The 17,140-nt window shown below is 68.7% G+C and carries 15 protein-coding genes; 9 read left to right on the forward strand and 6 right to left on the reverse strand.

The genetic code is table 11. The features are described 5' to 3' along the window. Nucleotides 1-53: 53 nt before the first annotated feature. From DXK32_RS25130 to DXK32_RS25150, 5 genes are all read right to left on the reverse strand, one after another. Nucleotides 54-1,628 carry a SpoIIE family protein phosphatase gene (locus DXK32_RS25130; protein ID WP_114860994.1) on the reverse strand — a complete coding sequence of 525 codons (1,575 nt, stop codon included), beginning with the start codon at nt 1,626-1,628 and terminating at the stop codon, nt 54-56. Beyond that, the gene (locus DXK32_RS25135) at nt 1,625-2,422 is read right to left on the reverse strand and encodes a substrate-binding periplasmic protein (RefSeq protein WP_114860995.1); all 798 of its coding nucleotides are present in this window, start codon (nt 2,420-2,422) and stop codon (nt 1,625-1,627) included. Before DXK32_RS25135 ends, DXK32_RS25130 begins: the two co-directional genes overlap by 4 nt. 111 nt (nt 2,423-2,533) lie before the next feature. Beyond that, nucleotides 2,534-4,324, reverse strand: coding sequence for an ATP-dependent zinc metalloprotease FtsH (gene ftsH, locus DXK32_RS25140; protein WP_114860996.1), 1,791 nt, complete (start codon nt 4,322-4,324; stop codon nt 2,534-2,536). Nucleotides 4,325-4,461: 137 nt separating this feature from the next. Beyond that, entirely contained in the window at nt 4,462-5,415 is a 954-nt protein-coding gene (locus tag DXK32_RS25145) for a DnaJ C-terminal domain-containing protein (protein WP_114860997.1), read from the reverse strand. 48 nt (nt 5,416-5,463) lie between these two features. Next, nucleotides 5,464-5,919, reverse strand: a complete 456-nt coding sequence (locus DXK32_RS25150; RefSeq protein ID WP_035674078.1) for an RT0821/Lpp0805 family surface protein — start codon at nt 5,917-5,919, stop codon at nt 5,464-5,466. A 181-nt stretch (nt 5,920-6,100) separates the two neighbouring features. Here DXK32_RS25150 and pdxH point away from each other — a divergent pair, with 181 nt between their 5' ends. From pdxH to DXK32_RS25195, 9 genes are all read left to right on the forward strand, one after another. Beyond that, on the forward strand, nt 6,101-6,712 hold the full coding sequence (pdxH, locus tag DXK32_RS25155) for a pyridoxamine 5'-phosphate oxidase (RefSeq protein ID WP_114860998.1): 612 nt from the start codon (nt 6,101-6,103) through the stop codon (nt 6,710-6,712). 32 nt (nt 6,713-6,744) lie between these two features. Beyond that, on the forward strand, nt 6,745-7,695 hold the full coding sequence (locus tag DXK32_RS25160; RefSeq protein WP_114860999.1) for a cation diffusion facilitator family transporter: 951 nt from the start codon (nt 6,745-6,747) through the stop codon (nt 7,693-7,695). A gap of 161 nt (nt 7,696-7,856) precedes the next feature. Further along, a complete protein-coding gene (locus tag DXK32_RS25165) occupies nt 7,857-9,248 on the forward strand; it encodes a methyl-accepting chemotaxis protein (protein ID WP_114861000.1) in 1,392 nt (463 codons plus the stop codon). A gap of 191 nt (nt 9,249-9,439) precedes the next feature. Further along, nucleotides 9,440-10,474: a methyl-accepting chemotaxis protein gene (locus DXK32_RS25170; protein ID WP_114861001.1), complete on the forward strand. Its 1,035-nt coding sequence runs from the start codon at nt 9,440-9,442 to the stop codon at nt 10,472-10,474. 99 nt (nt 10,475-10,573) lie between these two features. Further along, nucleotides 10,574-10,807: a hypothetical protein gene (locus DXK32_RS25175; RefSeq protein ID WP_114861002.1), complete on the forward strand. Its 234-nt coding sequence runs from the start codon at nt 10,574-10,576 to the stop codon at nt 10,805-10,807. A gap of 179 nt (nt 10,808-10,986) precedes the next feature. Next, on the forward strand, nt 10,987-11,811 hold the full coding sequence (locus DXK32_RS25180) for an MBL fold metallo-hydrolase (RefSeq protein WP_114861003.1): 825 nt from the start codon (nt 10,987-10,989) through the stop codon (nt 11,809-11,811). Between the two features lie 82 nt (nt 11,812-11,893). Next, nucleotides 11,894-13,165 (forward strand): SLC13 family permease, encoded by a 1,272-nt coding sequence (locus DXK32_RS25185; protein WP_114861004.1) that lies wholly within the window; start codon nt 11,894-11,896, stop codon nt 13,163-13,165. 148 nt (nt 13,166-13,313) lie between these two features. Further along, nucleotides 13,314-14,330 (forward strand): glycosyltransferase, encoded by a 1,017-nt coding sequence (locus DXK32_RS25190; RefSeq protein WP_114861005.1) that lies wholly within the window; start codon nt 13,314-13,316, stop codon nt 14,328-14,330. Between the two features lie 10 nt (nt 14,331-14,340). After that, a complete protein-coding gene (locus DXK32_RS25195; RefSeq protein WP_114861006.1) occupies nt 14,341-15,924 on the forward strand; it encodes a hypothetical protein in 1,584 nt (527 codons plus the stop codon). A gap of 110 nt (nt 15,925-16,034) precedes the next feature. On the opposite strand, the gene DXK32_RS25200 is transcribed toward DXK32_RS25195, so the two are convergent. Continuing rightward, nucleotides 16,035-17,132 (reverse strand): CobW family GTP-binding protein, encoded by a 1,098-nt coding sequence (locus DXK32_RS25200; RefSeq protein WP_247877334.1) that lies wholly within the window; start codon nt 17,130-17,132, stop codon nt 16,035-16,037. Between the last annotated feature and the right edge of the window lie 8 nt (nt 17,133-17,140).

Here is a 17,140-nt window from a genome sequence, read left to right on the forward strand (position 1 = left end):
TTCGGCCCGCGACGGCTCCCTGCTGCACTATCACGCAATCCTCACACGGGTAGTTACGCGATTTCCCACAGGGTGTTCCGCGTCGGGGCCGCCGGGTCGCCGGCCAGCCGGACGCGGAAGCCGATCATGGTGATGTCGTCGCGTTGCGGGCGGTCGCCCTGGAAGCCGGACAGGCTGGCCTCGATGCGCTCCTTCTGCCGGTCGAGCGGCAGGGCGCTGCACTCCTCGATCACGCCCTGCAGCCGGCGCTTGCCGAAGCTCCGCCCCCGCTCCCCGCCGCATTGGTCGGTCAGCCCGTCGGTGCAGATGTAGAAGGTCTGCTCCGGTTGCAGGTCCAGGTTGTGATTGGTGAAGGCCGGGGTCGGAGCGGACGCGCGATAGCCCAGGCTGCGGCGGTCGGCGCGGATCTCCGTCAACCCGTCCGGGCCGGCGATGGCCAGGGACAGGCGGGCACCGGCGTAGACGAGCCTCCGCCGGGCCGGCTGGACGTAGCACAGCGCGAGGTCGAGCCCGTTGTCGAAGCCGCCTTCCCAGCTTGCCGCGTCGCCGTCCTGGTGCAGGGCCGCCCGCACCTTGTCGTCCACCGTGGCGAGCAGAGCGGCGGGGTCGGCGGCGCCCATGCCGTCCACCACGTTGTTCAGCACCGCGCTGGCCGTCATGGTCATGAAGGCGCCGGGGACGCCGTGGCCCGTGCAGTCGGCCACGCCGATCAGGAAGCCGTCCTCGACTTCGCGGTAATAGTAGAAATCGCCGCTGACCACGTCGCGCGGGCGCCACAGGACGAAATGCTGGGCCAGCCCTCCCTCCAGCACCTCCGGCTTCGGCAGGATCGAGGACTGGATCAACTGGGCGTAGTTGATGCTGTCCATGATGCGGCGGTTGATGTCGGCCAGCGCCTCCGTCCGTTCCTGGACACGGGATTCCAGGGTCTGGGTGTAGTCCTGGACCGTCTCGGCCATGCGGTTGAAGGTCTTGGTCAGGACGCCGATCTCGTCCTGCCGCTCGGTGGCGAGGCGGGCGCCGTAGTCGCCGCGGGAGACCGCCTGGGTCGCCTGGGTCAGCCGGCGCAGCGGGCGGAGCACGACGCGGTTCAGCATGACGCTGATGATGGCGATGGCGGTGACCAGGGACAGCAGGAGCAGCCCGACCACCGGCAGCAGCGCCTCCAGCGTGTTGCGGTGGACCTCCTCCGTCGAATAGAGCAGGCGCAGCGTCCCCACCTGCCGGGTCACTCCGTCGCGCCCCCGCAGGTCGATGACCTTTTCGATGGTGGTGGAGTCGGCGGACGTTCTGGGGTTGCCGGACACCGCCATCGGCTCGCTGTGCCCCGGCTCGAAGACGGAGACGGCGAGGATGGCCGGGTCGCGCTCGCGCAGCGAATCGATGATGTTGCGGACGGCGCGGTCGTCGATTTCCCAGATCGGGTTGGCCAGCGCGTCCGTCTGCATGGCGGCGACCAGCTGCGCGCGTTTGGTCAGCGCCGAGAACTGCTGGTGTTCCACGATGTTGGCCGACACGGCCACGGCGACCACCCCCACGGCGGCGGCGGTGACCAGGATGATGCTGCCGACGCGGGTCAGCAGCGAACGGTCGCGCCGACCATCGGCGATGGCGCGCAGCTCGGTCACGGGGCGATTCCCTGCCGGGTCCACAGCGCCGGAAGGGCGCCGCTGCGCTCCAGCCGGTCGAGCGTCCCGTTGACCCAGTCGATGCCGACCGGGCCGCCGCGGCGGACCAGGATGGTGTGCTCGTAGATCTGGTCGGTGCGGTCGGACACCAGGAGCAGGGGCGCCATGTCGGGATTGGCCTTCAGGAACTGCGCCAGGAACGAGCGCGTGACGATGGCCAGCGCGGCGCGCCCGGCCGCGACGCTGCGCACGTTGCCCTCATGGGTGACGGTCAGCCGGGTGTTGAAGCGCTTCTCCAGCACCTCCGGGTCCGCGGTCATGCCGGCGAAGGCGTAATGGTAGCCGAGCCGGCCGAGGATCGTCTTGTCGTCCAGCCGGTCGAAATAGCTCTGGTCCATGCCCGGACCGGTCTTGGCGACGAACACCTCCGCGTCGCGGAGATACACCCGCGAGGCCTCGACGGGGCGCCCCTTCCAGCCCCAGGCGAGGCTTTCGAAGGCGATCATGTCGAAGCGGCCCCGCTCCATGTCCTCGTAGCGCCGCTGGGGAGAGGTGCGGACCATCTCGAATCGGAAGTCGCTCTGCTCCGCGTTCAGCAGGTCGAGCAGGGCCTGGGTGACGCCGCCGCCGGACTCGGTGACGTAGGGGGGGAACTCGTAGCCGCCGACCTTGACGGTTACCGGAGCGCTCGCGGAGTCGGCGGCCGCCGCAAGGCCGGACGACGGCAGGCCGCCCGCCGCCAGTCCGGCAAGCGCCAAGGCCAGTATCGTCCGGCGGGCAACCGCTTCTGCCATCCTCAGCCCCGATGCTGATCGCACAGCCGTGCGAAAAATCCACGGCATTTTACCAATGTATGCGCGTATGCAGCAATCTTTGTCATTGAATGTGAAAGAAAAATTTTACCATCAGGCCGCTTCCGTTTCCCGTTCCTCCTCGGCCAAAGCGCCGATCTCCTCGCCGCTCAGCGTCTCACGTTCCAGCAGGGCGGCGGTGATCCGCTCCAGCGCGGCGCGGTCGGCGACCAGGATGCGGCGGGCGCGCTCCATCCCCTCGTCGGTGATGCGGCGCACCTCCTCGTCGATGCGCCAGGCGGTGCGCTCCGAGCGCACCACGGCGGGGTCGTTGCCGGCGTGGGCGACATAGCCGATGGCGTCGCTCATGCCCCAGGCGGTGACCATGCGGCGGGCGAGGTCGGTGGCGGCGCGGAAATCGGCCTCCGCCCCGGTGGTGACGGCGTCCGGTCCGAAGACCAGATCCTCCGCCGCCCGCCCGGCCATGGCGACGGCGATGTCGGCCAGCAGCTTGGCGCGCGACACCGACACGCGGTCGCCCTCCGGCAGCCGCACCACCATGCCCAGCGCGCGGCCGCGCGGGATGATCGTCGCCTTGTGGATGGGGTCGGCCTCCGGGCAGCGGATGGAGACCAGCGCGTGACCGGCCTCGTGACAGGCGGTCAGGCTCCGCTCGTGGCTGGAGAGGGCGAGGCTGCGCCGCTCGTTGCCCATCAGGACGCGGTCCTTCGCCGCCTCGAAATCGGCCATGCCGACGATCACGCGCCCGTTGCGCGCGGCGGACAGGGCGGCCTCGTTGGTCAGGTTGGCCAGTTCGGCGCCGGAGAAGCCGGGGGTGCCCCGCGCCACCGTGCGGACGCAGACGTCGGGAGCCAGGTGCAGCCGGCCGGTGTGGACGCCCAGGATGGCCTCGCGCCCGGCCACGTCGGGCAGCGCGACGTGGATGTGACGGTCGAAGCGGCCCGGCCGGGTCACGGCGGGGTCCAGCATCTCGGCGCGGTTGGTGGCGGCGATCACCACCACCTCGCCGCCGCCCAGGCCGCCGTTCACGATGCCGTCCATCTCGACCAGGAGCTGGTTCAGGGTCTGCTCCCGCTCCGAATGGGAGTTGGATTCGCCGCGCTTGCCGGCCAGGGCGTCGACCTCGTCGATGAACAGCAGGCAGGGGGCGGCGGCCCGCGCCGTCTTGAAGACGCTGCGCACCCGTGCGGCGCCCAGACCGACGAACATCTCCACGAAGTCGGAGCCGGAGACGGTGAAGAAGGGCACCCCGGCCTCGCCGGCGGCGGCCTTGGCCAGCATCGTCTTGCCGGTGCCCGGCGGGCCGACCAGCAGGATGCCCTTGGGCACGCGGGCGCCGGCCATGGCGAAGCGGCGCGGGTCGCGCAGGAATTCCACGGTCTCGCGAAGCTCGTCCTTCGCCTCGTCCACGCCGGCCACGTCGGCGAAGACGGTGCCGGTGTCGCGCGGGCGGACGCGGGTGGCGCGGCTGCCGCCGAGGAACTGCCCGCCGCTGAGCAGCAGCGCGCCGATCAGCAGGCCGATCACCAGGAAGGGGGCCAGCTTCTCCAGGACGGAAACGGTGCCGGAGACCAGCCCGCGGCCCTCCTCCTCGAAGGCGATGGCGATCTTGCGACCGCGCAGTTCCTTCAGCAGATCGTCGGTGACCGGAACGACGGCGCGCAGCCGCTGGCCGTCCGGCGTGACGGCGTGCGCCCCGTCGCCGCGGAAGGTGACCGAGGCGATGTCCCCCCGTTCGGCCGCCGCCACCAAGTCGCTGTAGGTCGCGACCTCCTCGGCGCCGTCGCGCGCGTAGTCGGTCCAGGCCGCGAAGGCGAACCAGCCAAGCAGAAGCGCAGCAACAACGGCGGCGGCGGTCAGGTACTTTTTCGGGATCGGCGGCATGGCGTCCTACGAAGGCGGTGAAAACCGTTTCCGGCACATCATCGTCATTGATGAAGGCGCCACCGCCCCGCATCAACCGCATTCGGTCCAGGACTTTTCTTTGACCCAAAAGTAAGGAGAGGGTTAACGGCCCGGAGTCACTCCAGGCCGGCCTTCTTGCGCACGTCGTAGCTGCGCGTCCGCGACCATTCCTCCATGAACTTGACCAGCTCCGCGTCGGGCGGATCGGGGAGGACGACCTTCAGCTTCACATACTGGTCGCCGGCCTGCTTGGTCGCCTGATTCATCACGCCCTTGCCGCGCAGCCGCAGGGTGGAGCCGGTGTTGGCCCCCGGCTGGATCTTCAGCGCGACCGGGCCGCTGACGGTGGGCACGCGGATGGTGGCGCCGAGAACAGCCTCGTTCAGGGTGATCGGCACCTCGACATGGATGTCGGAGCCCTGGCGGGTGAAGAAGGGGTGCGCCTCGACATGGACCTCGACGATGGCGTCGCCGGCTCCGAAGCCGCCGGCGCCGGGAAGCCCCTGGCCCTTCAGCCGCAGCTTCGCCTGATCCTCCGTCCCCGGCGGAACGGCGACGTCGATGCTCTTGCCGTTGGACAGGCTGATGCGCCGCTTGGTGCCCTGCGCCGCCTCGACGAAGGGCACGGAGACCGAATAGTTGATGTCGCTGCCGCGCGACCGCGAACCGCCGCCGGCCGCCCCGCCCGCGGCGCCGCCACCGGGCCCGCCGCGCTTGCGTCCGCCGCCGAACAGGTCGGAGAACCAGTCCTCGCCGCCGAAGAAGGAATCGTCGCCGGCGCCGCCGGCCCCGCTGTAGGCGCGGCTGCGCCCGGCGTTGGCGCGGCCGCCGAAGCCGTGGTGCCGCTCCTGGCCCGAGGAGTCGATCTCGCCGCGGTCGAAGCGGGCGCGCTTGTCGGAATCGGACAGCAGCGTGTAGGCCGCCGAGATTTCCTTGAAGCGCTCCTCGTTCGCGGCGTTGCCGGGCTTCAGGTCGGGATGGAACTCCTTGGCGAGCTTGCGGTACGCCTTCTTGATGTCGTCGGCGCTCGCGGAGCGGGTGAGGCCGAGGATTTGATAAGGGTCACGCATGCTTTCCACGGACAGAGTTATTCCACCCCGAAGCCCGGGGATGAGGCATCACGAATTGGCGACAATCTTCCACGTACCGTCGGCCTGTTTGCAAGCGGTTCCGTAGGCCAATTCGGTCTGGCTCTTTGTGGTTACCGTTTGGTGGAACTCCCGGCAATACTGACCGGCGTTGTTGTAGCCCTCACGCGTCGTGGTCAGCGAGCCGTAATGGCCCGTCGCCGGGTTGGTCCAGCCGATCTTGTCGCCGACCGGGGCGGCGTAGGCGCGCTTGGCCGCGGTCTCGGCGGCCGCCGCGTCCGACGGCTGGATCGCCGCGCCGCCGATGAAGGCGCCCAGCAGCGGGCCGGTGCCCGAGGACGCGACCTTGCCCGAGGCGTTGCCATAGGTCGACGAGATCCGGCCGCCAACGGTCTCCGCGTTCTTGGTGGCCTCCTGGGAGGTGCTGACGCAACCCGCAAGCAGGGCGATCGCCATCGCCGCCGGGACGAGCTTCTTCACGAACATCGATGCTGCCTCGAAAGGTTGGGAGCCGGCATGCCTTGCTTCTGGCGCACCGGTGGACACTCATATATGCGAGGCTGTCCTATCTGTGAATTGGGCATATTTGTGAACTGGGAAGACGCCGGGAACGGCGCCGAAACCTGACGTTGAAACTTTGGGCCTACGGCCGCGTGACGAGGGGACAATGAGCGAATCCAACGACCGGGACCCGTACGCCCTGTTCCAGGACTGGATGGACGAGGCCACCCGCAGCGAGATCAACGATCCCAACGCCATGGCGCTCGCCACGGCCGACGCGCAGGGCGCGCCGTCGCTGCGCATGGTGCTTCTGAAGGGCATCGATCCGCGCGGATTCGTCTTCTACACCAACACGGAGAGCCGCAAGGGCGAGCAGCTTCTGGCCAACGCCAACGCCGCCCTGTGCTTCCACTGGAAGACGCTGAAGCGCCAGATCCGCGTCGAGGGCGCGGTGGAGCAGGTGTCCGACGCAGAGGCCGACGCCTATTTCGAAAGCCGCCCGCGGGAAAGCCGCATCGGCGCCTGGGCCTCGCAGCAGTCGCGCCCGCTGGAGGGCCGCTGGGAGTTGGAGAAGCGGGTCGCCCAGTTCGCCGCCAAGTTCGGCCTGGGCGCGGTTCCCCGGCCGCCGCACTGGACCGGCTTCCGCATCCTGCCGCGGCGAATCGAGTTCTGGCAGGACCGCCCCTTCCGCCTGCACGAGCGGATTCTGTACCTGCGCGAGGGCGACCCGGCGGCGCAGGAGCCGGCGCGCTGGACGACGGAGCGTCTTTTCCCGTAAAGCAGCGGGAATCATCACATAAGAAGGCGCTCATGAGCGAATCGCGTTCGCACCGGCTGCGCCGTTACGCCACCTACGCCAGCGTGTCGGTGTCCCTCACGCTGATCCTGGCGAAGCTGGCGGCCTATCTGGCGACCGACTCGGTCAGCATCCTGTCGTCGCTGATCGATTCCAGCACCGACATGATGGCCTCGGTGGTGACGCTGCTGGGGGTGAGGACGGCGCTGCGCCCGCCGGACGAGGCGCACCGCTTCGGCCACGGCAAGGCGGAGGCGCTGGCCGCGCTGGCCCAGGCCGCCTTCATCGGTGGGTCCGCGCTGTTCCTGACCATCGAGGCGGTGCGCCGTCTCATCACCCCGCAGCCGGTGGGCGAGGGGGCGGTGGGCATCGCCGTGATGCTGCTGTCGATCCTGCTGACCGCCGGCCTGATCACCTTCCAGCGCCATGTGGTGACGGCCACCGGCTCGGTCGCGGTGGGGGCGGATCGGCTGCACTACTCCGGCGACCTGCTGATGAACGCGGCGGTCATCCTGGCGATCCTGCTGACCGGCTGGACGGGCATCAGCGCCTTCGACCCGCTGTTCGGTCTGGGCATCGCCGCCTTCCTGCTTTACGGCGCCCGCAAGGTCGCCCGGGAGGCGCTGAACGTCTTGATGGACCGCGAACTGCCGGCGGAGGAGCGGGAGCGCATCGTGGCGCTGGTGGAGGCGCAACCGGACGTCGCGGGGATGCACGATCTGCGCACCCGCAGTTCCGGCGTCGGCGCCTTCATCGAACTTCACCTGGAACTCGACCCCGCGCTGTCGGTCGCCAGGGCGCACGACATCACCGACCGTGTGGAGAACCGCCTGAAGGATGCCTTCCCCGGCGCCGAGGTCATGATCCACCAGGAGCCTGCCGGCCTTCAGGACGACCGTCTGGACCACCGCATCGCGGATGGCCAGAGCCTCCCTGGCCAGGGAAGCGATGGCGCCGCCGGCTGACGTTTTTCCGCCGTCGGTTGCGATCGGGTTACTGGCGCGCAATAATTGAGCACATTGCCCTTTGGAATGACCCTTCCTTCGTTGCGCAATTGTAAGGGTTCGGTAATAATTGCATTGGATTTTAGCGCTCTGCGCATTCTTGTGAAACGGATGGCGGAAAAATGGACAGTGCGTTCGGCGGCCGCTCTCATCTGATCGCGGACATTGCCACCGAAGCGGGCAATCTCGGCATCGAGATCGCGGACATCGCGGGCCATGTGGAGGAGGTCAACGGCCGCCTCGGCCATCAGGCCAACGTCTTCGCGCAGTTGCGCGGCACCGGGAACAAGATGTCGGAGAGCACGCAGCGCATCTCCGCCGCCGCGACCGTGGCGCGTTCCGTGACCGAGCAGGCCCGGCAGGAGGTCGAATCCTCGCACGACCGGGTGCAGCGGTCGATGAACGACATCCACGCCCTCGTCGCCGCGGTGGGGGGCATCGAAGGCCAGATCGCCGGTCTTCAGGAGGCGCTGGACCGTGTGGGCCGGGTCGCCAAGGAAATCTTCGTCATCGCCAAGCAGACCAACCTGCTGGCGCTCAACGCCACCATCGAGGCGGCCCGCGCCGGCGAGGCCGGGCGCGGCTTCGCCGTGGTGGCGAACGAGGTCAAGGCCCTGTCCAAGAAAACCAGCGAGGCGACGACGGAGATCGACGCCACGCTGAAATACCTCAACGACCAGGCGCAACGCCTGATGGCCGAAAGCGCGTCCAGCGCCGGCAAGGCCCGCGCGGTGAGCGAGGGCACCACGGCCATCGGCGCCGTCATCGAGACCGTCGGCCGGGCCATGTCGGAACTGAACGGCGAAACCGACAAGATCGACGCGGCCTCTTCGGAAATCGGCGCCAACTGCGAGGAGCTTCAGCACGAGATCGACGACCTCGCGGTCGGCGTGCAGTTGTCCAGCGACAATCTGGCCCAGGCGCGCGACCGCGTGAACACGCTGGTCGGGATGAGCGAACGGCTGATCGGCATCACCGCCGAGCTGGACGTGGAGACGGTGGATACCCCCTTCATCCGCATGGTCTCCGACGCGGCATCGCGCATCTCCGCCGATTTCGAGGATGCGCTGGCGCGCGGCGAGGTGCGCGAGGGCGACCTGTTCGACAACAACTACCAGCCCATCCCCGGTTCCAACCCGCAGCAGCACATGACCCGCTTCACGGAGTTCTGCGATCGCGTGCTGCCGAAGGTTCTCGATTCGCTGCTGGGACAGAACGAGCGCATCGTGTTCTGCGTGGCGGTCGACTCGAACGGCTATCTGCCGACCCACAACCGGAAGTTCAGCCAGCCCCAAGGGAGCGACCCGACCTGGAACGCGGCCAATTGCCGCAACCGGCGCATCTTCAACGACCGGGTCGGCCTCGCCGCGGGGCGCAGCACGAAGCCGTTCCTGCTCCAGACCTACCGGCGCGACATGGGCGGCGGCAAATACGCCCTGATGAAGGACGTGTCCGCTCCCATCACCGTGCGCGGGCGCCATTGGGGCGGTCTGCGACTGGCCTACAAGGTCTGAACCGCCGCCGTCCCGCGACAGGCCGCGGCGTCCGCCCCCCCCTGGTTTGCCTGCCATTGAATGTTGCAGTTTTGTGATTGCATCCATTGAATGCCGCCGGGGTGGGTTGCGGGTGATCGGCTGAGCCGGAAAAAATCGGTCGTTCGGTCATCCACGGGCGTCATCGCTGATGATCCTGGGAGGTGATGTTTATGCCCGAGCGAATCGTGGCTTTGTCGCGCGCCGTGTCCGATCTCGCCACGCGCAAGATGGATGAGATCCAAGCCGTCACGAACACGACCAAGATCCTGGCGCTCAACGCCCTGATCGAGGCGATGCGCGCGGGGGAGGCCGGCCGCGGCTTCGCCGTGGTGGCCCAGGAGGTCAAGGCCATTTCGGAGCGGATCACCGGCATCGGTGATGAACTGCGTGTCCAGATGGTGGTTCAGACGGATGAGTTGAACACGCTGGGCAACCGCCTGGTCTCGCAATTGCGCGGCGGTCGGCTGGCCGATCTGGCGCTGAACATGATCGACATCATCGACCGCAATCTGTACGAGCGGTCGTGCGACGTGCGCTGGTGGGCCACCGACCGTGCCGTGGTGGACTGCGCCGCCGATCCGTCCGAAACCAACCGCCGCGACGCCGCGCAGCGGCTGGGCGTCATCCTGGGCGCCTACACGGTCTATCTCGACCTTTGGGTCGTCGACGCCAGGGGCGTGGTTCTGGCGAACGGGCGGCCCGACCGCTACCGCCGTCCGGTGGGGGCGTCGGTCGCGTCGGAGCCCTGGTTCCGGGAGGCGATGGCGACCCGCAGCGGCACCGATTTCGCGGTGGCCGACATCGGCATCAACGACCTTCTGGACCGTGCGGCCGTCGCCACCTACGCCACGGCCATCCGGGCCGACGGTGCGGAAAACGGTTCGATCATCGGCGTGCTGGGCGTCTTCTTCGACTGGCAGCCCCAATCCCAGGGTGTGGTCGATTCCGTCCGCCTGACCGACGAGGAGCGCGTCCGGACCCGCTGCCTTCTGGTGGACAGCCGTCACCGCGTGATCGCGGCGTCCGACCGCAAGGGAGTCCTGACGGAAAGTTTTCCGTTGCGCACCGGCGGCCAGGGGCAGGGCAGCTATTCCGACGACCATGGGCGCGTGGTCGGCTTCGCCGTGACGCCGGGCTATGAAACCTACAAGGGGCTCGGCTGGTTCGGAGTGATCGTTCAGAACTCCGTCAGTCATTGCGAGTAGACGTTTCGGATTGCAGCAATTCGAATCTTTTGAGAGGCGCGCTTGAAATGTTAGCGAAACACCGCCGTGGTGCAGTTGAACCATGGAAAGGTGTTTCGCATGCAGGCTCTCAGGCAGATCGTGACCGTACCGGAACAGGACGAGGACCTCGTCGCGGAGGCGATCCGCGACGTGCTGGTGGCGGACGTCATCGATCAGGCCACGAAAGATCGGCTGGTGGACGGGCTGACCGTTCTGAAGGCCGGGCTTCCCTGCTCGGACGCCGGCTGCGCCGGGTGCTTCCACCGCCGATCCTGCGAGCGATTCATCGAAAGCATCCTGTGGACCAGTTGATTCCGGGGCGGCGGGTTGGTCCAATCCGGAAGGGTGCCGGCTCCCTCTTTGGAACCGGCGGGGCTGTGACGGTCGTCACCGCGTAAACCGAAAACCATGCTAAAATGCCGTTTTAACGGTCCCCGCCAGTGGTCTCCACGGCGCTGCGGTGGCCCGGAGATTGGCGGCTTGAGGTCGGTATGGGCTTTTCGGTGACCTTCTGGGGGGTGCGGGGCACGGTTTCCTGCCCCCTGCCGTCCCATATGGGCTTCGGCGGCAACACGAGTTGCGTGGAGGTCCAGGCGGGCGACCAGCGCATCGTCATCGACGCCGGCACCGGCATCCGCATGCTCGGCAAGCGCCTGCTGAAGGAGGGTGCCACCGAGGCGACCCTGCTGATGAGCCACACCCACCTGGACCACATCTGCGGATTTCCCTTCTTCGCCCCGGCCTACACCAAGGGCTTCCACCTGCGCATCGTCTCCGGCCATCTGAACGGAACCCCCGGCATCGAAGCGGCCATGGCCCGGCAGATGGAGCGCCCCCTGTTCCCGGTGCCGATGCGGACCATGGGAAGCAACATCGTGTTCGACGAGATCACGGCCGGCGACCGGTTCGCGCTGGGCGAGGGGGTGCAGGTCCGCACGGCGCGGCTGAACCATCCGGACGGCGCCACCGGCTACCGCGTCGAGCATCTGGGCAAGTCCTTCGCCTATGTGACCGACACCGAGCATGTGCCGGGCCAGCCCGACCGCAACATCCTGGACCTGATCGACGGCGCCGACCTCGTGCTCTACGACAGCACCTACACCGACGAGGAATGGCAGAACCGCATCGGCTGGGGCCATTCGACCTGGACCGAGGGCGTCCGGCTGGCGCAGGCGGCTGGGGTCAAGCGGCTGGTGCTGTTCCACCACGACCCAGACCACGACGACGCCGCCATGACCGCCATCGAGGCGGCCGCCCAGGCGGTGTTCCCGGACTGCTTCGCCGCGCGGGAAGGGATGACGGTCACGCTGGCCTGACCTCGGCTTGGCGCCTATGGCCTGACCCGGTGCCGGGCCGTTATAGAGGGGCTTCCCCCACCCCGCAGTGAACCCCCCATCCATGCCCATTCCTTTCCTGGCCGTCCCGCCCATGACGCTGACGGTCGTCGCGCTGTTCGTCCTCACCTATGTCGGCATGGCGCTGGGGCGCTTCCCCGGCTTGCGCATCGACCGCACCGGCATCGCCCTGGTCGCGGCCATCCTGCTGCTCGCCATCGGGGCGCTGGAGTCGGGGCAGGTGACGGAGGCCATCGACTTCCCGACCCTGTTCATCCTGTTCGGGCTGATGGTGCTGTCCGCCCAGTACGCGGCCAGCGGCTTCTACGACTGGTGCGCCCTGCGGGTGGCGCAGGCGGCGCGCTCCCCGGCGCGGCTGCTGGCGGTGACGGTGGCGGTGGGCGGCGGCCTGTCGGCGATCCTGGCCAACGACGTGGTGGTCTTCGCCATGACGCCGATGCTTTGCGTCGGCCTTCTGGCCCGCCGGCTCGACCCGCGGCCCTACCTGATCGGCCTGGCCGGAGCGGCGAACGCCGGGTCGGCGGCGACGGTGATCGGCAACCCGCAGAACATCCTGATCGGCCAGATGGGCCATCTGGATTTCTGGCGGTTCCTGGCGGTCTGCGGGGTGCCGGCGCTGGTCGGTCTCGTGGTGGTCTACGCCGTGGTGTGGCTCGCCTGGCGGGGCCGCTTCGGCGAGCCGGACGACCGTATGACCGGGGAGGGCGGGGCGGAGCCGGTGACGCTGGACCGGGCGCAGCTCGGCAAGGCGGTGGTGGCCACCCTCGTGCTTCTCGGCCTGTTCACCACCGACCTGCCGCACGAGATCGGCGTGCTGCTGGTCGCCGGGGCGATGCTGATCAGCCGGCGGCTGGCCTCGCGCGGCATGCTGGGCATGGTGGACTGGCATCTGCTGGTATTGTTCGCCGCGCTGTTCGCCATCAACCACGCGCTGAAGCTGACCGGACTGCCCGCCGAGTTCGTGTCGGGGCTGGAGGCCGCCGGCTGGCTGCCCGACCGGCTGGCGGTGATGACCCCGCTCGCCCTGGCGGCCAGCAACAGCATCGGCAACGTGCCGGCGGTGATCCTGCTGCTCGCCGCCTGGCCGTCGCCGCCGGAGGGGGCTCTCTACGGTCTGGCGATCCTGTCCACGCTGGCCGGCAACCTGCTGATCCCCGGCAGCCTCGCCAACATCATCGTGGTGGAGCGGGCGGCGGCCTCCGGCGTCCGGCTCGGCTTTGTGGAGCACGCCCGTTGCGGCATCCCGATGACCCTTTTGTCGATGGGATTCGCCGTTTTGTGGTTGTGGGGCACCGGCTGGATGCGTCTGAGCTGATTTTTCTCCGTATGGGCTATGCGAATGGTGCCGCCCCTCTCCGTCCGGGGCATTGCCCTCTCTTCGCAAAGCAAAAAACTTGGGGTGGCCTCTTCGAGGCAGCCCCAAGGCACCGATGCCCGAAGCACAGACGAAGGACGGAGACCGCATGTCAGAAGCCCAGACGCCCCGGACGCTGGACACCGGAGCCCAGGAACGGCCTCGGGAAACGCCCTGGGAGACGCCGGTCGTCGCGGTGGTGGTCACCCACAACCGTCTGGCCCTGCTGAAGACCTGTCTGGCGGCCATCCACGGGCAGGAGCCTCGGCCCGACCGCATCGTCGTGGTGGACAACGGCTCCAGCGACGGCACTGCCGAGTGGCTGGCCGAGCAGCGGGCGGTGATGCCGGAGCTTCTTGTGGTCCGGCAGGCCAACATCGGCTCCGCCGGCGCCTATCACACCGCCTTCGCCACGGCGCTGGAACTGGGCGCCCGCTGGATCTGGAGCACCGACGACGACGGCATCCCGGCGCCCGGCGCGCTCGCCGAGCTGCTGCGCCAGGGCGAGCGGCACGACCTCGACCTCGTCGGGCCGACCGTGGTCGCGGCGGAGGACCGCGGTGATCTCGCCTTCACCATGCAGGGCTTCACCAAGGCCGACGCCTTCGCCGCCGCGGCGCAGGACGGCATCGTGCCGGGCGCCATCGCGCTGTTCAACGGGACCCTGCTGCGCCGCCGCGTGTTCGAGCGGATCGGCAACATCAAGCGCGAGATGTTCATCTGGGGCGACGAGTGGGAGTTCACGCTGCGCGCCCGCCGGGCCGGGCTGCGCGACGGGACGGCGGTGCGCGCCCTGCACGTCCACCCGCGCAACCGCCGCACTCAGCGCCCGCTGGCCGGCGGCTTTCTCGGCACGATCGAGGAGATGCCGGAGAACCGCGCCCCCTATTTCTTCCGCAACATGGGCTACATCCACGCCACGTACGAGCGCAAGTCCATCGCCCGCATGATGGTCAAATACACGCTCTACTACCTGCTGCACCGGCGCGCCGACGTGAAGGGGCTGCGCGGCTTCTGGACCCATTACCGGGCCGGCCTTCAGAACCGCTATCCGCAGGACCTGCAGGCGTCCCCCACGGCTGCCGCCCCCGCTGCCCCGCCCCAGTCCTTCCCGAAAAGCGTCTGAGGGGGGCCGCATGTTCAGGGACTTCACCGTCGACGGGCGGGCGGCGTCGCGCGCCGAATCCGCGTATGTCTGGCCCGCCGCCCTGCTGATCCTGGTGGCGGCCTCGGTCCCCGTCTGGATGTTCGAGATTCCGGCGCTGGGCGACTACGTCAACCACGTCACCCGCATGTACGCCCTGGCCCATCTTGACCAGGACCCGGCGCTGGCGCAGTTCTACATGGTGCGCTGGGCGATCATCCCCAATCTGGTGATGGACATCGTGGTGCCGCCCCTGGCCAAGCTGATCGGGGTGCACACGGCGAGCCGGCTGTTCGTCACCGCCAGCTATCTGGTGCTGGTCACCGGCTCCATCGCGCTCTACCGCGCCGTCTGGGGCCGGGTGGAGCTGGGGCCGCTGGCCGCCGGGCTGTTCCTCTACACGCTGTCCACCTACATGGGCCTGTTCAACTACTTGTTCGGGCTGGGGCTGGCGCTGTGGGGCATCGCCGGCTGGATCGTCATGCGGGAGCGCGCCCCCTGGCAGCGCGGGCTGGCCTCGCTCGGCGTCGTGCTGCTGCTGTTCATCTCGCACCTGTTCGCGCTCGGGCTCTACGGGCTGACGCTGCTGGCCTTCGAGGGCTGGCGGCTGTGGCGGAGCGGCGGCTGGCGCGAGCTGCGGCGGGCGTTGCCGGACGCGCTGGCCTTCGGTCTGCCCTTCCTGATCGTGCCGCCGCTTCTGCTGATGAGCCCGTCGTCGGGCTTCGCCGATGCGGTGCTGTGGGTCGGCACGGCGAAGCTGATGGGCTTCGACTTCCTGTTCGGCGGCTACGCCGACACGGTCGGCTATGTGACGGGCATCGCCGTCGGGCTGGGCATCGCCTGGGGGCTGTGGAGCGGGGCGCTGCGCGTCCATCCCGTTGGCGCCATCACCATCGCGCTGGGGCTGGTGGTCTACGCGGCGATGCCTCTGGTGCTGTTCGGCTCCTGGTTCGCCGACAGCCGCCTGCCCATCGGCATCGCCTTCGTCGCGCTGGGCTTCGTGCGCTGGGAGCTGGCGACCTCGACTCTGCGGTTGGGTTTCCTGTCGGTGGTCGTCGCCCTGTCGCTGCTGCGCAGCGCCGACGCCGGGGTGGGGCTGGCCAGGGTCGACCCGCTGCTGGAGGAGGTCCGCCAGTCCCTGCAGCGGATCGAGCCGGGAAGCACGGTGCTCGCCACCTACGCCGACGAGACGCTGCACAAGTCGGTCTTCCGCGCCACCCAGTTCACCGACGACCGCGCCCTGTCCTTCGGCCTGCACCACGCGCCGGTGCTGGCGCTTATGGAGCGCTCCAGCCTCGTGCCCATCGCCTTCACCCATCCGGGCAAGCAGGTGCTGTTGCTGAAGCCGGACTACGCCGACCTGGACGGTGATTTCACCTACATGCCGCGCATCGGCTACGTCGCCGACGCGGTGCGCCAGCCGGGCTTGCGCGACAACCACTACTGGGCCGACTGGCCGCGGCGCTTCGGCTACGTCTACGTGCTGTTCAGCGAGCCCGGCCGCGCCAACCCGGTGCCGGAGCACCTGACGCTGGTGCAGGAGGGGCGGTACTTCCAGCTTTACAAGGTGAAGTGAGGCGGGCGGTTGCCCCCTCCCTAACCCTCCCCCGCTGACGCAGGGGAGGGGACTTTTTCTCCCTCCCCTGCGAAAGCGGGGGAGGGCCGGGGTGGGGGCAAGGAGTGCCCTCAGGCCGCCCCTTCCGCTCCCCAGACGAACTGGTCGAACATCGGCTGGATCACCGCCTCGCCGATGTCGCGGGTGATGAAGACGATTTTGGAGCGGTGGTCCTCACCGGGCCATTCCTGAAGCTGGACTGGCGGGTGGAACATGTGCTGCACGCCGTGGACGACGACCGGCAGCGGGCTTTCCTTCACGTTCAGCAGCCCTTTGATGCGCAGCAGGTTCTCCCCGCCGGTGGCGATCAGGGCCTCCATGAAGTCCACAAAGTTATTCCACGGGATCGGCTCGTCCACCACCATGCAGAAGGCGCGGATGTGGTCGTCGTGCCGGTTGGTGTCGTGGTGATGGTGATCGTGCCCGCAGTCGGGACCGCAGGCATCGCCATGCCCGTGGTCGTGATGATCATGGTCATGACCGTGATCATGATGATGGGCCTGCTCGTCGCGGTACGCCTCCTCGCGGAGCCAGCGCGCCACGTCGGGGCTCTTGGTGTCGGGGTTGTAGAGGCCGGCGTCGAACAGCTGCTTCGGGTCCACCTCGCCGAAGGCGGCGGGGATCTGCGGGGCCGCCGGGTTGATGGCCGACAGGCGCTGGCACAGGGCGAGCGTCGTGTGCGGCGTGGCGAGGTCGGTCTTGGTCAGCACGATGCGGTCGGCGACGGCGGCCTGCTTCACGCTTTCCGGCTGGCGGTCGAGCTGGTTGGCGCCGTGCACCGCGTCCACCGTGCTGATGACCCCGTCCAGGCGGAAGCGGGCGGCCAGCAGCGGGTCGCTCATCAGCGTGTGGATGATCGGGGCCGGGTCGGCGAGGCCGGTGGTCTCCACGACCACGCGGTCGAATTCCGGGATGTCGCCGCGCACGCGCTTCAGGAACAGGTCGCGCAGCGTGTCGACGAGATCGCCGCGGATGGTGCAGCACAGACACCCGCTGTCCATCAGCACCATGTTCTCCGACGCCTTGGCGACCAGCAGATGGTCCAGCCCAACCTCGCCGAACTCGTTGATGACCACGGCGGTGCGGGCCATTCCGGGATGGTGCAGGAGCCGTTGCAGCAGTGTGGTCTTGCCACTGCCGAGGAAGCCGGTCAGCACCGAGACGGGCAGGCGGGGCG

The organism is Azospirillum brasilense (genome assembly GCF_003349955.1).
In the GTDB taxonomy this organism is placed as follows: Bacteria; Pseudomonadota; Alphaproteobacteria; order Azospirillales; family Azospirillaceae; genus Azospirillum; species Azospirillum brasilense_B.